General features: G+C 46.0%; 19 protein-coding genes. 14 read left to right on the forward strand and 5 right to left on the reverse strand.

Features of this window, described 5'->3' with window-relative positions; translation table 11 throughout:
* Positions 1-2: 2 nt before the first annotated feature.
* The 5 genes from FRZ54_RS18140 to FRZ54_RS18160 all read right to left on the reverse strand — a co-directional run bounded on the left by FRZ54_RS18140 (position 3) and on the right by FRZ54_RS18160 (position 6,182).
* Entirely contained in the window at positions 3-746 is a 744-nt protein-coding gene (locus tag FRZ54_RS18140; RefSeq protein WP_147033202.1) for a ThuA domain-containing protein, read from the reverse strand.
* A gap of 98 nt (positions 747-844) precedes the next feature.
* Complete coding sequence (locus tag FRZ54_RS18145; RefSeq protein WP_147033204.1) at positions 845-2,560, reverse strand: GMC oxidoreductase; 1,716 nt, start codon at positions 2,558-2,560, stop codon at positions 845-847.
* A gap of 72 nt (positions 2,561-2,632) precedes the next feature.
* Positions 2,633-4,015 (reverse strand): 3-keto-disaccharide hydrolase, encoded by a 1,383-nt coding sequence (locus FRZ54_RS18150; protein ID WP_147033206.1) that lies wholly within the window; start codon positions 4,013-4,015, stop codon positions 2,633-2,635.
* Positions 4,016-4,021: 6 nt separating this feature from the next.
* A complete protein-coding gene (locus FRZ54_RS18155) occupies positions 4,022-4,864 on the reverse strand; it encodes a sugar phosphate isomerase/epimerase family protein (protein ID WP_147033208.1) in 843 nt (280 codons plus the stop codon).
* 1 nt (position 4,865) lies between these two features.
* Complete coding sequence (locus FRZ54_RS18160) at positions 4,866-6,182, reverse strand: Gfo/Idh/MocA family protein (protein ID WP_147033210.1); 1,317 nt, start codon at positions 6,180-6,182, stop codon at positions 4,866-4,868.
* Positions 6,183-6,334: 152 nt separating this feature from the next.
* Here FRZ54_RS18160 and FRZ54_RS18165 point away from each other — a divergent pair, with 152 nt between their 5' ends.
* The 14 genes from FRZ54_RS18165 (at position 6,335) to FRZ54_RS18230 (ending at position 19,501) form a co-directional block, all read left to right on the forward strand.
* Entirely contained in the window at positions 6,335-7,168 is an 834-nt protein-coding gene (locus tag FRZ54_RS18165; protein WP_147033212.1) for an MOSC domain-containing protein, read from the forward strand.
* A gap of 62 nt (positions 7,169-7,230) precedes the next feature.
* Positions 7,231-7,635 (forward strand): hypothetical protein, encoded by a 405-nt coding sequence (locus tag FRZ54_RS18170; RefSeq protein ID WP_147033214.1) that lies wholly within the window; start codon positions 7,231-7,233, stop codon positions 7,633-7,635.
* A gap of 56 nt (positions 7,636-7,691) precedes the next feature.
* Complete coding sequence (locus tag FRZ54_RS18175) at positions 7,692-8,084, forward strand: VOC family protein (RefSeq protein ID WP_147033216.1); 393 nt, start codon at positions 7,692-7,694, stop codon at positions 8,082-8,084.
* Between the two features lie 170 nt (positions 8,085-8,254).
* Positions 8,255-8,389 (forward strand): hypothetical protein, encoded by a 135-nt coding sequence (locus FRZ54_RS24850; protein WP_262712271.1) that lies wholly within the window; start codon positions 8,255-8,257, stop codon positions 8,387-8,389.
* A gap of 111 nt (positions 8,390-8,500) precedes the next feature.
* Positions 8,501-8,779, forward strand: coding sequence for a SelT/SelW/SelH family protein (locus FRZ54_RS18185; protein ID WP_147033220.1), 279 nt, complete (start codon positions 8,501-8,503; stop codon positions 8,777-8,779).
* Positions 8,780-8,862: 83 nt separating this feature from the next.
* Positions 8,863-9,297: an RrF2 family transcriptional regulator gene (locus FRZ54_RS18190; protein WP_147033222.1), complete on the forward strand. Its 435-nt coding sequence runs from the start codon at positions 8,863-8,865 to the stop codon at positions 9,295-9,297.
* Positions 9,298-9,639: 342 nt separating this feature from the next.
* Positions 9,640-11,733 (forward strand): HEPN domain-containing protein, encoded by a 2,094-nt coding sequence (locus tag FRZ54_RS18195; RefSeq protein WP_147033224.1) that lies wholly within the window; start codon positions 9,640-9,642, stop codon positions 11,731-11,733.
* A complete protein-coding gene (gene cobA, locus FRZ54_RS18200) occupies positions 11,730-12,521 on the forward strand; it encodes a uroporphyrinogen-III C-methyltransferase (protein ID WP_147033226.1) in 792 nt (263 codons plus the stop codon). The genes FRZ54_RS18195 and cobA overlap by 4 nt, the downstream gene beginning before the upstream one ends.
* Positions 12,499-14,010 (forward strand): TSUP family transporter, encoded by a 1,512-nt coding sequence (locus FRZ54_RS18205; RefSeq protein ID WP_147033228.1) that lies wholly within the window; start codon positions 12,499-12,501, stop codon positions 14,008-14,010. Before cobA ends, FRZ54_RS18205 begins: the two co-directional genes overlap by 23 nt.
* A 1-nt stretch (position 14,011) precedes the next feature.
* The gene (locus tag FRZ54_RS18210) at positions 14,012-14,716 is read left to right on the forward strand and encodes a phosphoadenylyl-sulfate reductase (RefSeq protein WP_147033230.1); all 705 of its coding nucleotides are present in this window, start codon (positions 14,012-14,014) and stop codon (positions 14,714-14,716) included.
* Positions 14,717-14,797: 81 nt separating this feature from the next.
* Positions 14,798-15,706 carry a sulfate adenylyltransferase subunit CysD gene (gene cysD, locus FRZ54_RS18215; RefSeq protein WP_187359661.1) on the forward strand — a complete coding sequence of 303 codons (909 nt, stop codon included), beginning with the start codon at positions 14,798-14,800 and terminating at the stop codon, positions 15,704-15,706.
* Positions 15,707-15,708: 2 nt separating this feature from the next.
* A complete protein-coding gene (locus tag FRZ54_RS18220) occupies positions 15,709-16,959 on the forward strand; it encodes a sulfate adenylyltransferase subunit 1 (RefSeq protein WP_147033232.1) in 1,251 nt (416 codons plus the stop codon).
* A gap of 401 nt (positions 16,960-17,360) precedes the next feature.
* Positions 17,361-18,500, forward strand: a complete 1,140-nt coding sequence (locus tag FRZ54_RS18225) for a porin (protein ID WP_147033234.1) — start codon at positions 17,361-17,363, stop codon at positions 18,498-18,500.
* 23 nt (positions 18,501-18,523) lie between these two features.
* The gene (locus FRZ54_RS18230) at positions 18,524-19,501 is read left to right on the forward strand and encodes a PstS family phosphate ABC transporter substrate-binding protein (protein ID WP_147033236.1); all 978 of its coding nucleotides are present in this window, start codon (positions 18,524-18,526) and stop codon (positions 19,499-19,501) included.
* Positions 19,502-19,597: the final 96 nt, after the last annotated feature.

A 19,597-nucleotide genomic window follows, 5' to 3' on the forward strand; every position in this document is an offset into this window, starting at 1 on the left:
CTTTATTTGTGCTTACCCATTGCATATTCAATTCCGCCTAATAAATGCTTTAGATACAGCGGGTCGGAATAGGATTCATCGGTATGCCCCAGTGCAGTGTAAAAGGCCCGTCCCCCGTCGTAGCTATGATACCAGGCCATCGGGTGGTAGTCGCCATCATTGCCACCTTCGTAGCTTTTCTCATCTATGGTGATCAGTACGTGAACATTCTTATCCCTGGGCACCACCTTAAAATTATACCATTCGTCCAGCCTTTTCCATTCGGTAGGAAGGTCCTTTGTCGCGATAAAGCTCCGGTCGACGACGTTCAATGTGGCCACCTGCTGTTTGCTTGGGTGATTTTTGAAATACGCGCCAACCAGTTCGCCGTACCATGGCCAGTCGTATTCGGTATCTGTAGCGGAGTGCACGCCGACGAACCCGCCGCCACCTTCGATATATTTTTTGAAAGCATCCTGTTGTGCATCATTCAATACATCGCCGGTCGTGCTCAGAAATATAACCGCGGCGTACTGCTTCAGATTTTGCTGCGTGAATTTCGAGGCATCTGTTGTAGTATCCACATCAAAATTATTTTCCGCGCCGAGTTTGATAATAGCCGGTACCCCTACTGCAATCGAATTGTGGTGAAAGCCTGCTGTCTTGCAGAATATCAGCACTTTAGGCTTTGCCATGGCGATGCCAAAACAAACCGAACTTATCAGCAGAACGATTATTGTCGCCTTGAAATAAATGAATATTTTCATATTTTAAGTTTATTGAGTTAGACTAAGCTTATCGCGTTGATCTGGTTAGTCAGCGGTCAACCTAATCAACCACTTTAACCAAATCAACTCATTAACGGTTAAATATTCCCTTTTTTCAATTCATCCACAGCAAAATTTGCTGCCCTTGCTGTCATGGCCATATAAGTTAAAGACGGGTTCTGGCAAGCCGATGAAGCCATCATCGCACCATCGGTCACAAATACGTTCTTTGCATCCCAAACCTGGTTATGTTCATTAAGCACCGACGTTTTTGGATCACGACCCATGCGCGCCGAACCCATTTCGTGGATACCGTCGCCTACGTTGTGGCCCCTGTCCCAGGTTTGCACATTTTTCACGCCCGCGCTTTCGAGCATGGCTTTGGCTTCAGCAACAATATCAATACGCATTTTCTTCTCATTATCCTTCAGTTCGGCATCCATTGCCAATATCGGCAGGCCCCATTTATCCTTGTTATTATGATCGAGGCTGACCTTATTTTCATGATAAGGAAGCAACTCTCCAAAGCCGCCGATGCCCATACGCCATATACCCGGTTCTGCCAGTTCGTCTTTAAACTTACCGCCAATGCTCAATTCAGCGATCTCGCGGCTCCAGCTGTCGCGACTGGCTCCTCCCTGGTAGCCAAAGCCGCGCAGGTAATCCCGTTTATCGCCAAAAAGGTTCGCAAAACGTACTACGTAAACACCGTTTGGCCTTCTGCCGAAATAGTATTTGTCGTCATAACCTTCCACCAACCCGGATGCTCCCAGGTTATAGTGGTGATCCATAATATTGTGACCCAACTCGCCGCTGCTGCTGCCTAACCCTTCGGGCCAGATATCAGTAGCCGAATTCATCAAAACCCATGCGCTATTTAGCGCCGATGCATTAACAAATACAACTTTGGCGTGGTATTCATACGTCTTATTCGTCTCGGCATCCAAAACCTCCACGCCAGTAGCCTTTTGGGTGTTCTTATCATATAAAATTTTGGTAACAATGGAAAAAGGCCTTACAGTAAGGTTACCCGTTTTCATTGCAGCAGGCAGTGTTGACGATTGCGTACTGAAATATCCGCCGAAGGGACACCCTTCCCAGCACCTGTTGCGGAACTGGCATTGGGTGCGGCCCGGCACCGGGGCGGTAAGGTTTGCCGACCGGCCGATGATCATATGCCGGCTGCCGTTGAAATGCTTTTTGATACGCTCGGCAACGTCCTTTTCTACACAATTCAATTGCATAGCCGGCAGGAACTGCCCGTCAGGCAACTGCTCCAAACCTTCGTGCGAACCGTTCACGCCGATGAATTTCTCTACATGATCATACCACGGCGCAATGTCTTTATAACGGATAGGCCAGTCTATCGCCCAGCCGTCCTTCAGGTTCGCTTCAAAATCATGATCGCTCCAGCGGTAACTTTGCCGTCCCCACAAGATGGAGCGGCCACCCAATTGGTAAGACCGCCACCAGTTAAATGGCTTTATTTCGGTGTAGGGAGAATCTTTATCGTTAGCCCAATAGTCAATGATTGGCTCATAGGCGCCCCAGGTGCGGGCAATGTAAGGATGCTGCTTGCGTTCTTCCTGCGTGATGCGCCCCCTATGCTCGAAATCCCAGGGATTCTCAGAAGCCGATTTATAATCCTTCAGGTGTTCAAAATTGCGGCCGCGCTCCAGCATGATGGTTTTAAGCCCGCGTTCGGTAAGCTCTTTTGCTGCCCAGCCCCCGCTGATACCCGAACCGATAACAATAGCGTCGTAGGTATTTTGCGCTTTCGCTTTAGTATTGACGTTAATGGTGTCTGCTGACATAATTATTTGATTGGTTTAATTGGAAACACAAGATATAATAAAATAATTAAATGTCTCAATTACAGATTTAGCCTATTTCAACTGTTTTATTTTGATACTCCTGTAATTCACATCGAAACCATGATCCTGCAGCAGGATATGCCCCTTTTTAGCTTCGCCGAAGTTTTTCCAGATGATAAATTTACTGATGGCCACCAGGTCGCGAAATTCCTTTGAACCTCGTTCGTATTCCAGCACTTTGATGCCATTCAGGTAATGTTCCACATGGTTATTCGGGTACACCACAACACGCCCGGTGTTCCATTCACCTATAGGATGTACAAAGCGCGGCGGTTTGTTGGCAGGTATAAGATCATATAACGATGCTAAAGTACGATCGCCATTACGGCCCAGTTTTGCATCAGGGTGAACTGCGTCATCCAGCACCTGGTATTCCAGTCCAATGGCCGAACCCTTTGTATCTTCGTTAAGCGTCACAAAATATTTCACCCCGCTATTAGCGCCCCTGCTCATTCTGAACTCGAATGACAGGTCAAAGGCGCTGAATTCTTCCTTCGTCACAATATCGCCTACGTTGGCTGCTTCGCCGCCTTTAGAACCCAATATGGTCATTGTGCCATCGCGTATCACCCAGCCGCCCGGCTTGGTCGGGAATTCCTCGCTTATTGCGCTGCGCCAACCGGTATTTGTTTTTCCGTCGAAAAGCAACCGCCAGCCGTCTTTCTTTTCGTAAGGGGTTAGATGGTTTGATACATAATTAACCACATATACACCGGACGGGAACGGTGTGGGTACAAGCCCGGTTGTTTTGATACGAATGTTTTTGAAATAGAATTTCTTACCTGCATCTTCCGCTTTATAAACAGCGTGTACCTGCAAACCGATGAAACCTTTTGTGTCAATGGTATCGACTACGTATGCCGCAGCAATACCATTTACCCATGTTTTGGTGGAATTTCCGATACACTCAATTTTGATATGATTCCAATCGCCTTGGTTATAGGCCGGCTGCCCTTTTGGGTTCAATTGCATGGTATACAACCAATCGCGCCGGGCCTCATCTTCTATCCCGCCCGACCATCTGCGGTCGGATGGATCGATCTCTACCTGTCGCCCGTAAACCCTGCCTGTTCCTTCGTTGCCCGTCGCGTCGAAATGACTGCGCGTTTGCACACCCGAATTGCTTGTATTGCTTTCCAGCTTCACATCCAGTTCCAGCACAAAATCCCCATATTCTTTTTTTGTTACCAGGAATGAATTATATTTTTCCATCGCCGAAGTACCGACGATCATGCCATTTTCAACTTTATAGCTTGCCTGGCCGGTGGCTTGCTTCCAGCCGTTCAGCGTTTTTCCATCGAAAAGGCTTACCCAACCTGTTTGCCTTTGCGCGTGTACCGACAGGAAACTCCCAGATAAAAGAGCAGTTAAAATTAAGTAGTGGTATTTTTTCATGGTAAATTATTGCTTTAAACTCTTCAGGTATGCAAGGCTTTGAGGAACCTGTTCCATCACGTGGGTGCTTTCGTCCTCGATATAATAGTGCTCAACCCCTGCCTTTTTTGCAGCTTTTAATACGGCAGGAATATCAATTTGCCCGGTGCCCAAAACCACGTCATTGTCCTGGTTTGTACCGCCCGAAAGATCGCCTTTAACTCCCTTTTTCAGATCCTTAAGATGCAGCGCCTTATAACGGTGTCCATATTTGCTGAGCAGTGCCGCAGGGTCCTGCCCCGGAAAAAAGGCCCACATAATATCCAATTCAAGGCTTACATAACGGGGATCGGTGTTTTTTACGATATAATCGTACAAGGTGCCGTCCTGGTAGGGTTGAAACTCGAAGCCGTGCTCGTGGTAAATAAATCCAAGGCCGTATTGCTCTTTTAACAGCTTACCAATCCGGTTAAAATCTGCAACGGCTTTTTGCGCCTCTTCCAATGTCAGGGCCGATTTGTGCGGTATTCCCGCTACTCTAACGTATTGTGCACCGAGTGTCTTTGCATTTTGGGCGACCTCCTCTGTCTTATTTACAAAGTCGTTGTAGCTGACGCCAAATGACGAACATTTGATGCCTCTTTCGTCGAGCAGTGCTCTCAATTCTGCTGCAGTTTTACCAAACAGGCCCGAAAACTCCATATCAGTAAAACCCAGGTCCTTTATTTTGTCCAGCGTACCGGGGACGTCTTTTGATAAATAATCGCGGTAAGTATAGGAAACTAAGCCCGGGTGCTGCGGAAATAATGGTTTTTGAGCGACCGCCAACGATGCCATTGATAAAAAAACAAGGATCAGCTTATATTTCATACTAAACCAGTTTTGGCTCCCAACCCGGTTGATAAGTCCGCTGCCATAATTTCATCGCTTCAGGGCTGTTGGTGATACGCCCATTCTTCGGATCGCATTTCAGCGTAACACCTGTCCGCTGCGCAATATTGGCCAGGTGACAAAGCAATACACTTTTCGAGCCTTCATTCACCGGCGATGTCAATTCGTTTTCGCCCCTCACAGCGCCCACAAAATTTTTAAAATGATAAAAATCGAGGTTGCCATTGGCGCTTTGCGTGTTGTTCGGGTCAGGTGCTACCTCAGATTTTACTTCTTTCAGCACTTTGTTTTTGATGTCCAATATCTTATAGTCACCACCGCCGAGATTGATGAGGCTGCCGTTCTTTCCGTATATAATAAAGCCTCGGCTGCTTCCTTCGACAGGGAAATTATTGCAGCTGCGTCCCTCCCAGATAATCGTTCCTTTATTGCCAAATTCGAACGATGCCACCTGTGTATCAGGCGTTTGCCAGTCGTCCTTATAAGCATATCGCCCACCTGATGAAGTTACCTGCGTTGGATAATCCCCGCCTAAAAACCATCGGCAGCAATCTATCTCGTGTGTACCGTTGTTACAGGCTTCGCCTGTTCCCCAATGCCAAAACCAGTGCCAGTTGTAATGTACCAGGTTATCCTGGAACTCTTTACGTGGTGCAGGCCCTTGCCACAGGTTAAAATCAAGGGTCTTTGGCACCGGGACATGCTTACCCACGCCGATAGATTTCCTGTCATTCGTATACCATGCCTTTGCGAAATATACATCGCCTATCGCGCCGTTACGAACTTCTTTTACCGCTTCGATCAATGACGGCATCGACCGACGCTGGTTACCCATCTGGATATGCTTCCCATATTTATGCAGCGCTTGTGAGATCAATTCACCTTCATGAGGGTTCTGCCCACAGGGCTTTTCCACATATACATGCTTCCCATGCGATGCGCCTAAAATAGCAGCAGGCGTATGCCAGTGATCCGGCGCGGCAACTACCAGCCCGTCAAAATCTTTCTTCTCAACCAGTTTTCGTATATCATGTATCAATTCGGGTTTACGGGGTGCATCTTTCAATGCCTCGAAGCCTTTTTTGATGGCTTCTTCTTCCACATCGCATATATACGCTATCTCGACATTAGGGAGCTGCGAGTAACAATTGGCCAGGTAACTGCCCCTGCCATTAAGACCCATAACGCCAAGAACAACCTTGTTGCTCGGCGCATTTTTACCAAAAACTGGAAAATTGAGAATGGTTAGCCCTGCGGTAGCCAGCGAGGCATCCCTGATGAATTTTCTGCGATGCATATTAAGATGTATTTAGAATTGGTTTCTAAATGTAGAAATAAAACTGTTAAACCGACAGGAATGTTTGTGGAATGTAACGAACTTGTTATCAACGCAAGCTCGTGTTGAAAGATGGATTTGCTGCTCACCAAACAGGCAGGTATCTTTACCCCATGCTTCAGATCAGCCAATTATACATCTATCCTATCAAGTCGATGGCGGGCATTTCGGTCAGCAAAGCGAAGGTAACTGATCGCGGGTTCGAGTACGATCGCCGCTGGATGCTGGTGGACGCGAATAATATGTTCCTCTCGCAACGCGAAGTGCCTGAAATGGCGCTGATGGACGTGGTTATCGTGGCGGAAGGGCTACAGGTAAGCTATCGGCCCGATAATTCGCCTGTGATAGTCCCTTTAACGCCAGCTACCGATGAATTTGCAGAGGTGACGGTTTGGGACGATACCTGTACAGGGCAGTTTGTAGGCGCCGAAATAGACCGGTGGTTCAGTACAAAACTCAACACCAGCTGCCGCCTGGTTTATATGCCAGACGGGACCAAAAGGATAACTGATCAGCGATACGCCCCCGAAAACAGTATCACCTCATTTTCTGACGGTTACCCTTTCCTGATCATCGGGCAGGCCTCGCTGAACGACCTGAACAGCCGGCTCGGGGAACCAATACCGATGAACCGTTTTCGTCCGAATATTGTTTTTACAGGCGGGGAGCCTTTTGGGGAAGACCTGATGCATACCTTTACGGTGGGCGATATTGAATTTCGCGGCGTAAAACTCTGCGCCCGGTGCCCTATCCCTACTATCGACCAGCAAACCCTTGAGCGGGGTAAAGAGCCGTTAAAGACCCTAGCCCGTTACCGCTTTAAGGATAATAAGATATTGTTCGGCCAAAACCTGGTGCATAACGGGCGTGGTAACATTGCAGTTGGCGATGAATTGCAGGTTAAACAACTAAACCATGAAGAACGGTTTTTTATCAGCGCCCGATAATCTTATTACAACTGTAGCGTTATCAAGGAACTATCCGTATCTATCCTTAAAACCCGCATTAAATGAAAAACCTTTTCCTCATTGCATGTTCTCTCATCCTGCTTTCCGCTTGTTCAAAAAAAGAAGATGTGCCCCCCGGGCAAACCTTTAGGAACAAGAATGGCCTATATGTTAACTTTTCCAACGAAAAATGGTATGTTACCAAAGACGGCACTTTCGCAACCGTCAATCTTAAACTTGCAGGTACCACCAATGGCGACAGGATAACCATGAGGACAAGTGGCGATGGCCTGTTGCTGGACAACAACCTGGCATTAAAATCGGGGAAGTTTACTACTGACGGTGGTATTTGGTTCACCCATGCCGCGCCCGACACCGGAACCCTACACGGTAGCACCGAAATAACGGTTTACAGGGGGTCGGATACACTCGTGGTGCATTTGGTAAGCGACGACCTGAGTTATTGAAATCGATCTCTTCTTTACCACCGGATTGCCTGATTTTTTAGTATGTTGCTTTGCAAATGGCACAATATATTACCCACGTAACCCTGGTTGTAAAAGATTACGACGAAGCCATAAAATTCTATACAGAAAAGCTTGACTTTGAATTGGTTGAGGATACTATCTTAAGCGAAGCAAAAAGATGGGTATTAATTTCCCCAAGGGGTCGTGGTGGCTGCTGCCTGCTTTTGGCTAAGGCCGCTGGCGGTGAACAGGTAAAATGCATCGGTAATCAAACCGGCGGCAGGGTATTTCTTTTTCTCCACACCGATGATTTTTGGCATGATTATTTTGTTATGAAGGACAAGGGTGTAAAATTTGCCAGGGAACCTGTGGAAGAGACCTATGGAACAGTTGCCGTATTCGAAGATCTGTATGGAAATTTGTGGGATTTGATCCAAACAAAAAAATAATTTCAGTGGTTTAGGTACCGGAATATAACTCCCTTATTATTAGCAAGATTTGAGTATTTCGCTAAAGTTAAATTTGGGCAAAAAAGTGGCCCTGCAATACCGGAAACGCATTTTTTTCAAAACTTTTGCTTTCAAAATCCCGTAATAGTGGATGTATCAAAACAGTGAACATGAAATTTATTGAAACTTTATTATCCCCTATCCTTAAGGCTGTGCCTGCATTAGCAAACAACGGTGGAATTTTTAAGAAAAGGAAAAAAGCAGCACCTTTTAACCCTAAGATCACTTTAGGTTTCAACTTCTAAACAAGACATTAAATTTAAAATTATTTTACTAAATCTACCTAACATCACCTATGTGTTTCAGCTTCACATTCGTGGTGTTTTTTGTTTCATAAGCTTTAGTAAATTAGCAGAATGAAACCCCTGGTAACAATAGCGTATTGCCCCAAATGTCACTGGCTGCTGCGGGCCGCCTATATGGCCCAGGAATTACTGACCACCTTTGAAGAAGAATTGTATGGCGTAACCCTGCAACCCAGCGAAACAGCCGGGCATTACAGCATACGGATTGGCGACGATGTTATATTTGACAGGAAGGTTCATGGCGGCTTTCCTGAGATAAAAGAACTGAAGCAACTGGTGCGTGATAAAGTAAGTCCTGAAAAAAATCTTGGACATTCGGATAAAAAATAAATACATTTACATTAATTACCCCAACCATACCAATTATATCGACTTAATATATTTCCTTATCTTTGTAAGTTTTATTATATTAAATGTTATCGAAAAAGACTAAGTATGCCATTAAGGCCCTGGTGATACTGGGGAAAAATGCAGATAAACCACCGATGCAGATCTCCAAGATCGCTGAAGAAGAACGTATCCCCAAGAAGTTTCTTGAACAAATATTGCTCGATCTTCGAAATGCAGGTTTCCTGTATAGCAAGAAAGGTGCGGGCGGCGGCTACAGCCTCAATAAAGATCCAAAAGATATTTACCTGGTGAGTATTATGCGCATAACCGACGGGCCTATTGCCATGGTTCCCTGTGCAAGTCTTAACTTTTACCACAAATGCGAGGAATGCAAGTCTGAAACGACCTGCGGAATTCGTGACGTATTTGTCGAGGTAAGGGACGCCACGTTGAAAATACTCACCGAGACCAGCATAGCGGACGTTATAGCCCGCGAGAACACGCTGATCAACGTTTAAACACCGGCTTTAATTTAAGAGCAATCCCGTTTATCGCAAGGCGAAAGGGTATTTATTTCCACACAAACAGCTGGACCTGGCATCGTTTTGTGCGGATATTCATTACGTTCCAATAGCTAATTGCTTGTTTTTGTATCTATACACGCATCATTTGCGTAAAACAGTTGCCTTAGATTTTTTGGCGCATAATTTGGCTGTTATCACAAAAAAGTATCTTTGTAATTAAACTGTAAAAGAAAGATATTTTTTAACATACACTACTATTTCTCTATACTATACATATATTTGGGAAATAATTGTAAAACCAGTGCCCGCTTGGGCCATATAATTAATAAAAAGGATATGCAAAGTTTCCGTACTGAACTGGAAAACCCTGTAGTGGAAAAGGATATTATCGACCTTGAGAAAAAGATCAGGGCTTTTCGCGAAGGTAAGATACACGACGAGAAATTTCGGAGCCTGCGCCTGGCACGCGGCATATACGGCCAGCGCCAGCCGGGGGTGCAAATGGTGCGCATAAAGCTGCCCTTTGGCAAAGTTACTTTTAAACAGTTGCTGCGCATTGCCGATGTTTCGGACGAATATGCAAGCCACAACCTGCACTTAACTACCCGGCAGGATATACAGATACATTATGTAAGCCTTGAGCGTACCCCGCAATTATGGGCCGACCTGGAGCGTGATGATGTTACCCTGCGCGAAGCTTGCGGAAATACCGTCCGTAATATTACCGCCTCCCCCGCTGCAGGTATCGATCCTAAAGAACCATTTGATGTTTCGCCTTATGCACAGGCAACTTTCGAATTTTTCCTGCGCAATCCTATTTGCCAGGAAATGGGGCGGAAATTCAAGATATCGTTTTCGTCAAGCGATGACGATACGGCATATTCCTATATACATGATATTGGCCTTATACCTAAGATCAATGAAAAAGGGGAACGCGGTTTTAAAGTTTTATTAGGAGGCGGCCTTGGCGCTCAGCCCCTGCTGGCAAGTATTGTTGAAGATTTTTTGCCCGAGGATCAGCTGATACCTTATATTGAATCGGTTATCCGCGTGTTCGACCGTTACGGCGAAAGGAACAACCGCAATAAAGCACGTTTGAAATATGTGATCCAGAAACTTGGTTTGGACGAAGTTCTGCGCCTGGCGAAAGAAGAAAGGATCGCCAATAAAGTAAAAACTTACCCTATCAACCGTAATGGTGTAGATGAGCCGGTTATACCCGAGCCGGTATTGATACCGGAAGTAACTATCGATAATCCTTTGCGGTACGAAATGTGGCTGACTACTAATGCTTTCAAGCAAAAGCAGGAAGGATTTTATGGCGTATATGTAAAGGTTACTACGGGCGATATACCTACCGACAAAGCGCGTAAATTTATTGAAGCGATCCGCCCTTACGTGGCTGATGAAATACGGGTAACCCAAAACCAGGGTTTGCTTTTGAAGTATGTAAGAAAAGACGCGTTACCCGCTTTGTATGCCGCCCTTACCGAACTGGACATGTCGGCCCCCGGCTTTGACAGTGTTGCCGATGTAACTACCTGCCCCGGCACCGATACCTGCAACCTGGGTATCTCCAACAGTATGACTTTTGCTCGTGTACTGGAAGATCTGATCTATACCGAGTACGAAGAATTTGTTTACAACCGCGATATTAAAATAAAGATAAGCGGCTGTATGAATTCATGCGGTCAACACGGTTTAGCACATATAGGTTTTCATGGCAGCTCGTTAAAAGCGGGTCTTAAAGTATTGCCGTCAATGCAGGTATTGCTGGGTGGCGGAACGGTGGGCGACGGTGTTGGCCGGGCAGCTGACAAAGTGATCAAAGTTCCGGCTAAGCGCGCTACTGATGTATTGAGATGGGTATTGAACGACTATAAGGCTAACTCGGTAGAGAACGAACCCTTTCATAATTATTATGACCGGCTTGGTAAAGATTATTTCTACCAGTTGCTGAAACCGCTGGCCGACCTGACCACGCTAAAAGACGAAGAGTTTGTCGATTGGGGCCACGAAGAAACATTTGCCACAGCCATAGGTGTTGGCGAGTGCGCCGGTGTTGTTATCGATCTGGTTGCTACCCTCCTGTACGAAGCTGATGAGAAAAAAGGCTGGGCGGATGAGTCATTTGCCAACGGAGCCTGGGCCGATGCCATCTATCACGCCTATAATGTGATGATAAGTTCGGCAAAAGCTTTACTGCTCGATAAAAATATCAATAGCGGCTCCCAGGCCGGTATTATAAAAGAATTTGATGCGCAGTATGTTGAAAAAGGTGAATTTACCCTCGACGGTACATTTAGCGACCTTGTGCTGCAGATCAATAAGAACGAACCTTCAGAAGAGTTCGCCCGTACATACCTGGCCGCGGCGAACGGCTTTTTAAGTACGGTTAAAGTTAAAAGAGAGGCATTGGTACAGTCATGATAGATACTAAAACAAAAAAGGAAATTAAAGAGCCGCGTATTACACTTGTCGGCGCGGGTCCCGGTGATGCCGAGCTCATCACCATCAAAGGTATCAAAGCCTTGAAAACTGCCGACGTAGTGTTGTACGATGCCCTGGTAAATGAAGAATTGCTGGAGTTCGCCCCGGAACATGCTACTAAAGTTTATGTAGGGAAACGCTCCGGCGATCATTCACACTCGCAGGAATCTATCAACAAATTAATGATCGACTATGCCCTAAACTATGGCCATGTTGTACGCTTAAAAGGCGGCGATCCATTCGTATTCGGTCGTGGTTACGAAGAGCTGGATCATGCAGCTTCCTATAGTATCCCTGCTGAAGTTATACCGGGTATCTCAAGCTCTATCGGTGTACCCGGTTTGCAGCAAATACCCGTTACCCACCGTGGGCTAAGTGAAAGTTTCTGGGTAGTCACCGGCACCACGATGGACGGCCAGGTATCAGCCGACCTGTATGACGCGGCCAAAACCAAGGCAACAGTTGTGGTGCTGATGGGGTTGCGCAAATTAGCCGAAATAGTAAAAATATACCGGGCCGAAGGTAAAAACCGTTTACCAGTCGCAGTGATACAAAGCGGCTCGACGGAAAATGAAAAAGTTGCCATCGGTGTTGTCGATACGATCGTGGAGTTGGTTGAAGAGAAAAAGATAAAATCGCCTGCCTTAATAGTTATTGGTGAAGTAGTTTCGCTTCACCCGCAATTTCAGCCCATCAGGGAATTTTATGAGATCATCGCCCAGGAATAACGGTTCGGCAACAATCCAGTACGAGAAAACGGAAGGCAATCAATTGTTTCCCGTTTTTTTGAAACTGAACAACCTGCACACAGTGCTGATTGGTGCCGGTAATGTCGGTTTGGAAAAACTGACTGCCATCGTATCCAACAGTCCCTCGGCGCGGGTCACCGTTATTGCAAATAACTTTTTACCCGAGGTACATGCGCTGGCTTCGGCGTATAACGGCGTAAAAATTATTCAAAAGGCATTTGCCGATACCGACCTTGACAAGGCCGATATCGTCATCGCCGCTACAAACGACACCGAATTAAATACCTATATCAGGGAGTCGGCACATGAACGCAAGCTTTTAGTGAACGTTGCTGACAAACCCGATCTGTGTGATTTTTATTTAGGATCTATCGTACAGAAAGGCGACCTGAAACTCGCTATATCTACCAATGGGAAATCGCCAACAGTGGCAAAAAGGCTTAGGGAAGTTTTAGACGAAAGCCTGCCCGGGGAACTGGATATAACCTTACAGCAAATGAGCGAGCTTAGAAATTCCCTTTCCGGTGATTTTGCCTACAAAGTAAAAACTTTGAACGAGGTTACTGCGGTACTGGTTGACAAAAAAGCCGAGATCAATAAGAAAGGTTTGATCTGGTTAATCTGGGGCACATTGGTATTAGCTATCGCAATAACATTTTATGCGCTGTGGTCAAAAGATGCCGATTTCAGGACATATGTGGAGCATATCGACCATAGGTTTTACTATTTCCTTGGCGCCGGCTTTGTCTTCGCATTGATCGATGGGGCAATTGGTATGTCTTATGGTGTTACCTCAACAACCTTCTCGCTGAGCATGGGTATTAGTCCGGCTGTGGCGAGTATGGGGGTGCACTTATCAGAAGTAATGAGTAACGGAATTGCCGGGTGGATGCACTATCGGATGGGTAATATCAACTGGAAACTATTTAAAATGCTTGTTGTCTGGGGAATTCTGGGTGCTGTGATGGGCGCTTATATCCTGTCCTCGCTCGAAGAATATAGCAAATTTACCAAGCCGTTCATTTCAGTTTATACTTTAATATTGGGCATCGTCATATTAAGAAAAGCTATCCAGGTGGGCCGAAAGAGAACAGGGAGCAAAATAAAAAAGATAAATCTATTGGGTTTTGGCGGTGGCTTTATCGACGCCGTTGGCGGTGGCGGCTGGGGTTCAATCGTGTTATCAACGCTTATAGCCGGCGGTCGTCATCCCCGATTTTCGCTGGGTACAGTAAAACTCTCGCGGTTCTTCGTGGCACTCATGAGCTCGATCACATTTATAAGCATGCTTGGCGGAGCGCCCTGGGCACCTGTGGCGGGCCTGGTTATAGGCAGTGCGCTGGCCTCGCCCATAGCAGCAAAAATATCCAATAAGTTATCAGCCAAAACATTAATGATGGCTGTGGCAATTATCGTTATCGTTGTGAGTGTTAACAGCATAACAAAATTTTTATTGAAAGTCTTTTAAGATGACCAAGTTAGAGGAGATAAAACACGAATTGGACAACATGGGACCGGTTGAGGCCCTGGCTTTGCTGACCAATAAATTTCCCGGGCAGATCGTGTTTTCGACAAGTTTTGGCTGGGAGGACCAGGTGATCACGCATATGATATTTACCAATGATTTACCTATCAAGGTATTTACTTTGGAAACTGGTCGCCTTTTCCCTGAAACCTATTACGTTTGGAACCGGACGATGGAGATGTACGGCAAGCCTATTCATGCCTACTATCCGAATAACGAGCTATTGGAGCAAATGGTGAATGCCAAAGGCCCAAGCAGTTTTTACGAATCGGTTGAGAACCGGAAAGAATGCTGCGGCATACGCAAAGTTGAACCATTGAACCGTGCCCTTGCCGGTAATAAATTGTGGGTAACCGGTATTCGTGCCGAACAATCGGCCAACCGCCAGTTTATGGGTAATTTGGAATGGGACGAACAGCATAATTTGCTTAAATTTCACCCGATTTTCGATTGGAATTTAGACCAGGTAAAAGAATATATAAGGATACATAACGTGCCTTACAATACGCTGCACGACAGGGGTTTTCCGAGCATCGGGTGTCAGCCATGCACAAGGGCCGTTCAGCCGGGAGAAGATTTCCGCGCCGGGCGCTGGTGGTGGGAAGACCAATCAAAAAAAGAGTGCGGCTTGCATGAGGTAAGTAAATAATAACTGAATTATAGAATTAATGAACTATTGATTTTTCCCACTCAATGATCCAGTAATTCAATAAATCAATAATTTATAATAATGACTAATAAACAGCAGTTGGATTATTTAGACGAATTAGAAGCGGAGGCGATATATATCCTGCGCGAAGTTGCCGGCCAGTTCGAAAAGCCTGCTCTCCTGTTCTCAGGCGGCAAGGATTCTATCACTATTGTGCACCTGGCACTTAAGGCTTTTCGCCCGGGTAAATTTCCTTTTCCGCTGGTACATATCGACACCGGCCACAATTTTGAAGAAACCATTATCTACCGCGACCAAATGATCGAACGTATCGGCGAGAAGCTGATAGTCGGTTACGTGCAGGAAGATATTGATGCCGGCCGCGCGGTTGAACAAAAGGGCAAAAATGCCAGCCGCAATCAATTGCAGACGGTAACCTTGCTTAATACCATCAACAAACACCAATTTGATGCTTGCATTGGTGGTGCACGCAGGGACGAAGAAAAGGCAAGGGCCAAGGAACGTATCTTTTCGGTTCGCGACGAATTTGGCCAGTGGGATCCCAAACGCCAGCGCCCCGAGTTGTGGAACCTTTACAATGGTAAAATTCATAAAGGCGAGAATGTGCGCGTATTCCCTATCAGCAACTGGACGGAACTGGACGTCTGGAACTATATCCGCCGGGAAAACATCCCGCTTCCGACCATCTACTTCGCGCACGAACGCGATGTGATAACCCGCGGCGGGCAGTATATGGCGGCCTCTCCTTTCCTGAATATGGATGACGAGGATGTAGTGGAGCGTAAAAATGTACGCTTCCGTACCGTAGGCGACATGACCTGCACCGCAGCTGTTGAATCCTATGCATTTTTGATAGATGATATTATCGAAGAAATAAGCGCCTCGCGCGTTAGCGAACGCGGCGCGCGTATGGACGATAAAGTGAGCGAAGCCGCCATGGAAGATCGCAAGAAAGGGGGCTACTTTTAACTATGAATATACTAAAATTTTTAACTGCCGGCAGTGTTGATGACGGCAAAAGTACCCTGATAGGACGTTTATTGTACGACAGCGAGGCGATCCTGGTCGATCAGTTAGAAGCGTTGCAACGCTCCAATCGTAAAAACGACGATGGAACGATCGACCTGGCTATCTTGACCGATGGCCTGAAAGCCGAACGTGAGCAGGGTATTACCATCGATGTCGCATACAAGTATTTCCAAACCGAGAAACGGAAGTTTATTATAGCCGATACGCCGGGCCATATCCAGTATACCCGCAACATGGTTACCGGAGCCTCCAACTCTAATCTGGCCATTATCCTGATCGACGCCCGCAAAGGTGTTATCGAACAAACTATCCGCCATTCATTCCTCGTGTCGCTTTTAGGCCTGCCACAGGTTGTAGTGGCTGTCAATAAAATGGATATGGTCGATTTTAGCCAGGAAGTTTTTGATAAGATCGTCGAGGACTATAAAAAGCTTGCCGCTAAAGTTGGACTGGAAAATGTAACCTACATCCCCGTAAGTGCGCTTAAAGGCGATAACATCGTACACGCGTCTGCCAGGATGCCATGGTTTAAAGGAAGCAGCTTGCTGGCTCACCTGGAAACTGTGGATATCCCGGTTGATACTGAAAGCGACCATGCCCGCTTCCCTGTACAATGGATCATCCGTCCGCAGACCGACGACCTGCACGACTATCGCGGCTATGCCGGCCGTGTTTCAAGCGGTTCGTTCAGGGTTGATGATAAAATAACCGTACTGCCGTCAGGATTCCATTCTACGATCAGCAAAATAGAATTATTGGATAAAGAACCGGAAACAGCACTGGCCGGTATGTCGGTCACGTTACATTTAAAGGATGAGATCGACATAAGTCGCGGTGATATCCTGGTAAGTTCGGCCAATCAGCCGATCGTCTCCCAACAAATTGAAGCCGATCTCTGCTGGATGGATACCAAAGCGTTAGATCCTACCCACACTTATTTTATACAGCATAACAGTAAAGTAACCCGGTGCCGAGTACGTGAAATATTATACAAAGTCAACATCAATACGCTGGAAAAGGAATTTGATGAAGATTTCAGACTGAACGACATAGGCCGTATTGTACTTAAAACCGCCGACCCGCTGGCGTTTGACCTGTTCCAGAATAATAAAGCTAATGGGGGCGCCATACTCATCGATAGCCGTACGAATGTTACCGTGGGCGCCTTGATGTTTCGAGCTAACGCGGACTGATACGCAATTATCAATCTAAACACAATAAATCAATCAACTAAACTGGCCCCTTTACCGGGGCCTTTTTTGTAGGCTACCCCGCTGACCACCATCACCCGTACTTAAATTTTTGACATTTGATTCAATCTTTAACTTTATATAATTAAATTATTATACTGAAAATAAGCACATTATAAATTTATATAAAATTTATTTTGGAGACTTGTCTTTGTTTCATTTATCTTTACACTACTAAATTGATAGATAATATAGATTTAATAGAATAAATGAATAAAATATTAATTAATCGATGTTACTAAACGTCGCACCCAAACGCTGATGCGTTGCACAATTGTCCAGGCGAGCATCGGCCATTCAAGTAATCACCTGATCATTTACTCACAAAACCCAAACGAACAACAATGAAAATCTTCTACCCCAAAACTATTCTGCTTATAGCATTCCTTCTTATTACCGGCATTGCGGCAAAAGCGCAGCAAAACGAGGATCTTTTGAATATCCTCATCAAAAAAGGCTTAATAACCCAAACTGAAGCTGATTCTATCCGCTCTGAACAGGCATTACGCGACCAGGCCAAACGCGACAGGGACAAACAGAACGAACATAATATTTCTATAGGCAGCAAGGCTCTGCAAATAAGCGGTTTATTGCAGCCGCGGTACCAGGGATTTCAGCAAAAAGGTGTAAACGATGCCTTCGACCTGCACCGCGCCCGCCTTGACGCTAAAGGCAATATTACCGATAGCTGGAGCTATGAAATATATGTCGAATTTGCATCATCAGTTAAACTGATCGACGGATATACAGCTTACAAGTTTGCCGACTTTGCAAAGATCACAGCGGGCCAGTTCAAAATCCCTTTTTCAAACGAGAACCTGGTCTCGGATAGTCAGCTCGAGTTTATCGACCGCTCCCAGGGCGTCGAAGCCTTGGTCGGCCGTTCGAAGGACGTTATTGGCAACTCCAATGGCCGCGATATTGGATTACAACTTAGCGGCAATTTTGCAAAGACAGACGACCGGTTCCTGTTCGATTATGGTGTTGGTGTATTTAACGGCGCAGGCTACAATGTGTCGACGGATAATAACTATCATAAAGATGTATCGGCACGGCTGGTGTTTCATCCGCTAAAAAACCTTGACTTTGGTGGAAGCTGGTACCGGGGGCAGGGTATCCCAACCGGTGGCACCAAATCGCAGGCGCGCAATCGTTACGGCTTTGACGGGCATTATACCCTGGGGCTGCTTTCGCTAAACGCAGAATATATCCACGGTACCGATGCTGCTATACAAAAGGACGGCTGGTTTGTACAGGCAGGCTACTTTGTATGGCCCAAAAAGATACAGCTGGCTGCAAAATATGACACATTCGACCCAAACAAGACGACCACAACCGACCGCACCTACGTTTACACCGGTGGCGTCAACTTCATATTTAACCGGTGGACCAAGTTAGCGGTCGATTATCTTTTCAAGCATGAAGAAACGGTCTCTCCAATTAAAAATAATGTATTCGAAGCACAATTACAGATCGCTTTCTGATCAAACCAACAAAAACTAAAGTCATGAAAAAAATATTTTTCCGCAGGCAAACCATTCTCGCTACTATCGCGACAATCGGCATAATTACCACACTATCCTCTTTCAAAAAGACCGAGCCGAAGCCCGTAGCCGATGACCTGAAAGGTACCATCAATATATCAGGTGCTTTCGCCCTCTACCCTATTACCGTTAAATGGGCGCAGGAGTTTAAGAAACTCCATCCAAACGTGGTATTCAATATCTCGGCCGGGGGTGCAGGTAAAGGTATAACTGATGCTTTGTCCGGGCTGGTCGATATCGGCCTGGCTTCGCGCGATATCAGTCCCGAAGAAATTAAAAAAGGCGCCTATACCATTTATGTTACCAAGGATGCTGTGGTGCCCACCTTTAATACCGGCAATCCGAATGCTACACTACTGGAGGCGAAAGGTGTAAAACGCAACCAGTTTCTCGATGTATTTGTTAGCGGTAAGGTTACCAACTGGAACCAATTGGGCGGCAAAGTGTCTGTTCCTATCCACATTTATACCCGTTCCGACGCGGCAGGTGCAGCCGAGACCTGGGCCAAATATTTCGGCAAAAAGCAGGAAGATCTGCTTGGCGTAGGTGTTTATGGCGATCCGGGCCTGGCGCAGGCCGTTAAAAAAGATGTTACGGGCATCGGTTACAACAACCTGGCCTATTTATACGATTTGAAAACACGTAAACAGGTAGCCGGTGTGCATGCACTGCCCATAGACGTGAATGGCAATGGAAAAATAGACGAGAACGAGAATTTTTACGATACGATAGACCACCTAACTGACGCTATAGCCGATGGCAGGTACCCTTCGCCCCCGGCACGTAACCTCGGGTTTCTTTTCAAAGGGAAACCGAATAAGCCCGAACTGGTCGCCTTTGTAAAATATGTATTGACCGATGGTCAGAAGTTTGTCGACGAGAACGGCTACATCGTACTCTCAAAACAAAAACTGGCTGAAGAACTAAAAAAAGTGAATTAGCCTGTTGATTGAGTGAAATGGTTGATTGGGTTGAATATGTTAAGTCAGACCCAATCAACTTGATCCAACGCAATCAATTTATTCAACCTGTCACAT

The sequence above is a fragment of the Mucilaginibacter ginsenosidivorans genome, from assembly GCF_007971025.1.
GTDB classification, from domain to species: Bacteria; Bacteroidota; Bacteroidia; order Sphingobacteriales; family Sphingobacteriaceae; genus Mucilaginibacter; species Mucilaginibacter ginsenosidivorans.

Bases quoted from the DNA above. Each gene is read 5' to 3' on its own strand.
- FRZ54_RS18170 (WP_147033214.1), top strand. From the start codon at position 7,231: ATGAAAAACCTTTTCCTCATTGCATGTTCTCTCATCCTGCTTTCCGCT.
- FRZ54_RS24850 (WP_262712271.1), top strand. From the start codon at position 8,255: ATGAAATTTATTGAAACTTTATTATCCCCTATCCTTAAGGCTGTGCCT.
- FRZ54_RS18190 (WP_147033222.1), top strand. From the start codon at position 8,863: ATGTTATCGAAAAAGACTAAGTATGCCATTAAGGCCCTGGTGATACTG.
- FRZ54_RS18225 (WP_147033234.1), top strand. From the start codon at position 17,361: ATGAAAATCTTCTACCCCAAAACTATTCTGCTTATAGCATTCCTTCTT.
- FRZ54_RS18140 (WP_147033202.1), bottom strand. From the start codon at position 746: ATGAAAATATTCATTTATTTCAAGGCGACAATAATCGTTCTGCTGATA.
- cysD (WP_187359661.1), top strand. From the start codon at position 14,798: ATGACTAATAAACAGCAGTTGGATTATTTAGACGAATTAGAAGCGGAG.
- FRZ54_RS18165 (WP_147033212.1), top strand. From the start codon at position 6,335: ATGCTTCAGATCAGCCAATTATACATCTATCCTATCAAGTCGATGGCG.
- FRZ54_RS18230 (WP_147033236.1), top strand. From the start codon at position 18,524: ATGAAAAAAATATTTTTCCGCAGGCAAACCATTCTCGCTACTATCGCG.
- FRZ54_RS18150 (WP_147033206.1), bottom strand. From the start codon at position 4,015: ATGAAAAAATACCACTACTTAATTTTAACTGCTCTTTTATCTGGGAGT.
- FRZ54_RS18195 (WP_147033224.1), top strand. From the start codon at position 9,640: ATGCAAAGTTTCCGTACTGAACTGGAAAACCCTGTAGTGGAAAAGGAT.
- FRZ54_RS18155 (WP_147033208.1), bottom strand. From the start codon at position 4,864: ATGAAATATAAGCTGATCCTTGTTTTTTTATCAATGGCATCGTTGGCG.
- FRZ54_RS18220 (WP_147033232.1), top strand. From the start codon at position 15,709: ATGAATATACTAAAATTTTTAACTGCCGGCAGTGTTGATGACGGCAAA.
- FRZ54_RS18145 (WP_147033204.1), bottom strand. From the start codon at position 2,560: ATGTCAGCAGACACCATTAACGTCAATACTAAAGCGAAAGCGCAAAAT.
- cobA (WP_147033226.1), top strand. From the start codon at position 11,730: ATGATAGATACTAAAACAAAAAAGGAAATTAAAGAGCCGCGTATTACA.
- FRZ54_RS18160 (WP_147033210.1), bottom strand. From the start codon at position 6,182: ATGCATCGCAGAAAATTCATCAGGGATGCCTCGCTGGCTACCGCAGGG.
- FRZ54_RS18175 (WP_147033216.1), top strand. From the start codon at position 7,692: ATGGCACAATATATTACCCACGTAACCCTGGTTGTAAAAGATTACGAC.
- FRZ54_RS18205 (WP_147033228.1), top strand. From the start codon at position 12,499: ATGAGATCATCGCCCAGGAATAACGGTTCGGCAACAATCCAGTACGAG.
- FRZ54_RS18185 (WP_147033220.1), top strand. From the start codon at position 8,501: ATGAAACCCCTGGTAACAATAGCGTATTGCCCCAAATGTCACTGGCTG.
- FRZ54_RS18210 (WP_147033230.1), top strand. From the start codon at position 14,012: ATGACCAAGTTAGAGGAGATAAAACACGAATTGGACAACATGGGACCG.